The following is a 5,919-nucleotide window of genomic DNA, read 5'->3' as shown; positions in this document are numbered from 1 at the left end:
ATGCCAAGGTGACCATCAAAGCCGGTGACACCAGCGCGCCGTATGAGCACGTAGCGCAGGGTGACGACGTCTACAAGGACTCGGGTGAAATCAGCCTGGGCGTCAAATCGGCTGTGGATATCGATGGTCGTACCTTCGAGAACCTGGAGCTGGGCGGCGCGGCGAAGGTGGAAGTCACTGACACCACTGACGAAGTCGTGGCCAAGCTGACTGCAACACCTTCGGTGACCGAAGGTGGTGAGATCACCTACACCATCACCCTGACCAACAAAGATGGTCTGCCGATCAACAACCACTCGGCTCTGACCTTCACGCTGAGCGACGGCAAGACCGTCATCACCGTGCCGGCCAACGGCACTACTGGCAGCATCACTGTCACTGCCCCGGACAACGTTTACGCTGGCGCGAACGACCCAGTCGTGAAGTCGATCGCCAGCGTCGATGGTGCTGATGTCGGCAAGTTCGAAAACCTGACCCTGGACAAAACCCAGGTCAGCACCACTGTCACCGACGAGCCGGGCACCCCAGGTACCCCGAGCAACCCAGGCGGCGGCAACGAAGGCGACCTGGTCAAGGTCACCATCACGGCCGACCAGACCTCGGTAGCCGAGAACGTCAAACCGACCTTCACCGTGCACATCAACCAGCCGCTGGATCACGACCTGGTCGTGACCCTGAGCAACGATGCCAAGGTGACCATCAAGGCCGGCGACACCAGTGCGCCGTACGAGCACGCTGCCCAGGGCGACGACGTCTATAAAGATGCCGGTGAAGTCAGCCTGGGTATCAAGTCCGCTGTGGATATCGATGGTCGTACCTTCGAAAACCTGGAGCTTGGCGGCGCGGCGAAGGTGGAAGTCACCGATACCACTGACGAAGTGGTGGCGAAGCTGACTGCAACACCTTCGGTGACCGAAGGTGGTGAGATCACTTACACCATCACCCTGACCAACAAAGATGGCCTGCCGATCAACAACCACTCGGCCCTGACCTTCACGCTGAGCGACGGTAAAACTGTCATCACCGTGCCGGCCAACGGCACTACTGGTTCGATCACCGTCACCGCCCCGGACAACGTTTACGCTGGTGCGAACGACCCAGTCGTGAAGTCGATCGCCAGCGTCGATGGTGCTGATGTCGGCAAGTTCGAAAACCTGACCCTGGACAAAACCCAGGTCAGCACCACTGTCACCGACGAGCCGGGTACTCCAGGTACCCCGAGCAACCCAGGCGGCGGCAACGAAGGTGACCTGGTCAAGGTCACCATCACGGCCGACCAGACCTCGGTAGCCGAGAACGTCAAACCAACCTTCACCGTGCACATCAACCAGCCGCTGGACCACGACCTGGTCGTGACCTTGAGCAACGATGCCAAGGTGACCATCAAGGCCGGCGATACCAGCGCGCCGTACGAACATGCAGCGCAGGGTGACGACGTTTACCAAGATGCCGGCGAAATCAGCCTCGGCATCAAGTCGGCAGTTGATGTTGACGGGCGTCCGTTCGAGAACCTGGAGCTCGGCGGTGCCGCCTCGGTCGATGTTACCGATACGGTCAGCGAAGTCGTGGCGACATTGACTGCGACTGAGTCTGTCAGCGAAGGTGGCCAGATCACCTACACCGTGACGCTGACCAACAAAGACGGCTTGCCGATCAACAATCACTCGGCACTGACCTTTACCCTGAGCGATGGCAAGACCAGCATCACCGTGCCGGCCAATGGCACCACGGGCTCGGTTACCGTTATTGCCCCGGACAACGTCTATACCGGCGAGAATGCACCGGTCGAGCAAAGCCTGAAGTACGTCAGCGGCGCTGATGCCTGGAAGTTTGAGCAGCTGACGCTGGATGAAACCAAGGTCAGCACCGAAGTCACTGACGAGCCAGGCTCGGGTGTCCCGGGCGACAACAATCAGGGCGATATCGTCAAGGTCACTATTACCGCCGATCAAGTCTCGGTCGCCGAAAACGTCAAACCGAGCTTCACAGTGCACATCAATACGGCACTGGATCATGACCTGGTCGTGACGCTGAGCAACGATGCGCAGGTCACCATCAAAGCTGGTCAGACTTCGAGTGACCCTTATGTCCATGCGGCACAGGGCGAAGACGTCTACCTGGACAGCGGCGAAATAACTCTCGGCATCAAGTCGGCGGCTGATATCGATGGTCGCACCTTCGAGAACCTGCAGCTCGGCCACGACGCTTCGGTCAAGGTTACTGACACGATCAACGAAGTTGTTGCCAAACTGACTGCAACCGAGTCTGTCAGCGAAGGTGGCCAGATCACTTACACCGTGACCCTGACCAATAAAGACGGCTTGCCGATCAACAATCACTCGGCACTGACCTTCACCCTGAGCGACGGCAAGACGACCATCACCGTCCCAGCCAACAGCACTACTGGCTCGATCACCGTTACCGCTCCGGATGATGTTTATACTGGTGCGAACGCTGCGATCGAGCAGAGCCTGAAATACGTCAGCGGCGCTGATGCCTGGAAGTTTGAGCAGCTGACGCTGGACGAAACCAAGGTCAGCACCGAGGTCACCGACGAGCCTGGCTCGGGTACTCCGGGCGCCGGTAACGAGGGTGATCTGGTCAAGGTTACAATCGTGGCCGACCAGAAGTCGGTCTACGAAAACAAAGAACCGACCTTCACCGTCAAGATCAACACCGTGCTGGATCACGACCTGGTCGTGACCCTGAGCAACGATGCCAAGGTCACCATCAAGGCCGGTGAAACCAGCGCGCCGTACACTCATGCATCACAAGGTGAGGACGTCTACAAAGATGCCGGCACAATCACCTTGGGCATCAAGTCGGCTGTGGATGTCGACGGTCGCGACTTCGAGAACCTGCAACTGGGTGGGGATGCGTCGGTCAAGGTCAAGGACACCACCAACGAAGTTGTGGCAAAACTGACCGCAACCGAGTCCGCCAGTGAAGGTGGCCAGATCACCTACACCGTGACCCTGACTAACAAAGACGGCTTGCCGATCAACAACCACTCGGCTCTGACCTTCACGCTGAGCGACGGTAAAACTGTCATCACCGTGCCGGCCAACGGCACTACTGGCAGCATTACTGTCACTGCTCCGGACAACGTATACGTCGGCAGCAACCCAGCGGTGGTCAACTCGATCGCCTCGGTGAGCGGCGATGACGTCGGCAAGTTCGAGAAACTGACCTTGGACAAAACCCAGGTCAGCACCACTGTCACCGACGAGCCGGGCACCCCAGGTACCCCGAGCAACCCAGGCGGCGGCAACGAAGGCGACCTGGTCAAGGTCACCATCACGGCCGACCAGACCTCGGTAGCCGAGAACGTCAAACCGACGTTCACCGTCCACATCAACCAGCCGCTGGATCACGACCTGGTCGTGACCCTGAGCAACGATGCCAAGGTGACTATCAAGGCCGGCGACACCAGTGCGCCGTACGAGCACGCTGCCCAGGGCGACGACGTCTATAAAGATGCCGGTGAAGTCAGCCTGGGTATCAAGTCCGCTGTGGATATCGATGGTCGTACCTTCGAAAACCTGGAGCTTGGCGGCGCGGCGAAGGTGGAAGTCACTGACACCACTGACGAAGTCGTGGCCAAACTGACGGCCTCTGAGTCGGTGACGGAAGGTGGCGAAATCACCTACACCATCACCCTGACCAACAAAGACGGCCTGCCGATCAACAACCACTCGGCCCTGACCTTCACGCTGAGCGACGGTAAAACTGTCATCACCGTACCGGCGAACGGCACTACTGGCAGCATCACTGTCACCGCGCCGGACAACGTTTACGCTGGCGCGAACGACCCAGTCGTGAAGTCGATCGCCAGCGTCGATGGTGCTGATGTTGGCAAGTTCGAAAACCTGACCCTGGACAAAACCCAGGTCAGCACCACTGTCACCGACGAGCCGGGCACCCCAGGTACCCCGAGCAACCCAGGTGGCGGCAACGAAGGCGACCTGGTCAAGGTCACCATCACTGCCGACCAGACCTCGGTAGCCGAGAACGTCAAACCGACCTTCACCGTGCACATCAACCAGCCACTGGACCACGACCTGGTCGTGACCCTGAGCAACGATGCCAAGGTGACCATCAAAGCCGGCGACACCAGCGCGCCGTACGAGCACGTAGCGCAGGGCGACGACGTCTACAAGGATGCCGGTGAAGTCAGCCTGGGTATCAAGTCGGCTGTGGATATCGATGGCCGTACCTTCGAGAACCTGGAGTTGGGCGGCGCAGCCAAGGTTGAAGTCACCGACACCACCGACGAAGTCGTGGCCAAGCTGACTGCAACCCCTTCGGTGACCGAAGGTGGTGAGATCACCTACACCATCACCCTGACCAACAAAGACGGCCTGCCGATCAACAACCACTCGGCCCTGACCTTCACGCTGAGCGACGGTAAAACTGTCATCACCGTGCCGGCTAACGGCACTACCGGTTCGATCACCGTCACTGCCCCGGACAACGTTTACGCTGGCGCGAACGACCCAGTCGTGAAGTCGATCGCCAGCGTCGATGGTGCTGATGTTGGCAAGTTCGAAAACCTGACTCTGGATAAAACTGAAGTCAGCACCACTGTCACCGACGAGCCGGGCACCCCAGGTACCCCGAGCAACCCAGGCGGTGGCAACGAAGGCGACCTGGTCAAGGTCACCATCACTGCCGACCAGACCTCGGTAGCCGAGAACGTCAAACCGACCTTCACCGTGCACATCAACCAGCCGCTGGACCACGACCTGGTCGTGACCCTGAGCAACGATGCCAAGGTGACCATCAAAGCCGGCGACACCAGCGCGCCGTACGAGCACGTAGCGCAGGGCGACGACGTCTACAAGGATGCCGGTGAAGTCAGCCTGGGTATCAAGTCGGCTGTGGATATCGATGGCCGTACCTTCGAGAACCTGGAGTTGGGCGGCGCAGCCAAGGTTGAAGTCACCGACACCACCGACGAAGTCGTGGCCAAGCTGACTGCAACCCCTTCGGTGACCGAAGGTGGTGAGATCACCTACACCATCACCCTGACCAACAAAGACGGCCTGCCGATCAACAACCACTCGGCCCTGACCTTCACGCTGAGCGACGGTAAAACTGTCATCACCGTGCCGGCTAACGGCACTACCGGTTCGATCACCGTCACTGCCCCGGACAACGTTTACGCTGGCGCGAACGACCCAGTCGTGAAGTCGATCGCCAGCGTCGATGGTGCTGATGTCGGCAAGTTCGAAAACCTGACTCTGGATAAAACTGAAGTCAGCACCACTGTCACCGACGAGCCGGGCACCCCAGGTACCCCGAGCAATCCAGGCGGCGGCAACGAAGGCGACCTGGTCAAGGTCACCATCACGGCCGACCAGAGCTCGGTAGCCGAGAACGTCAAACCGACCTTCACCGTGCACATCAACCAGCCGCTGGACCACGATTTGGTCGTGACCTTGAGCAACGATGCCAAGGTGACCATCAAAGCCGGTGACACCAGCGCGCCTTACGAGCACGCAGCACAGGGCGACGACGTCTACAAAGACGCCGGTGAAATCAGCCTGGGTATCAAGTCGGCGGCCGACATCGGCAACCGCACCTTCGAGAACCTGCAGTTGGGCGATGCGGCCAAGGTCACCGTGACCGACACCACCGACGAAGTGGTGGCCAAGCTGACGGCCACCCCTTCTGTAACTGAGGGTGGCGCGATCACTTACACCGTGACCCTGACCAACAAAGACGGCCTGCCGATCGACAAGCACGCGGCGCTGACCTTCACCTTGAGCGACGGCACCACCGTCATCACTGTGCCGGCCAACAGCACCGTAGGGACTGCTACCGTCACCGCTCCGGACAACGTCTACGTCGGCAGTAACCCGGCGGTGATCAAGTCGATCGCCTCGGTGAGCGGCGATGACGTCGGCAAGTTCGAAA

At 59.7% G+C, this 5,919-nt stretch carries 1 protein-coding gene; it reads left to right on the top strand.

Annotated features, from left to right (window positions below):
* The coding region (locus tag OO258_RS27180) for an immunoglobulin-like domain-containing protein (protein ID WP_323054390.1) at positions 1–5,919 on the top strand (5,919 nt) is incomplete at both ends.

This window comes from Pseudomonas sp. DCB_BI (genome assembly GCF_026240995.1).
In the GTDB taxonomy this organism is placed as follows: Bacteria; Pseudomonadota; Gammaproteobacteria; order Pseudomonadales; family Pseudomonadaceae; genus Aquipseudomonas.
This window is presented reverse-complemented; position numbering and strand designations above follow the sequence as displayed.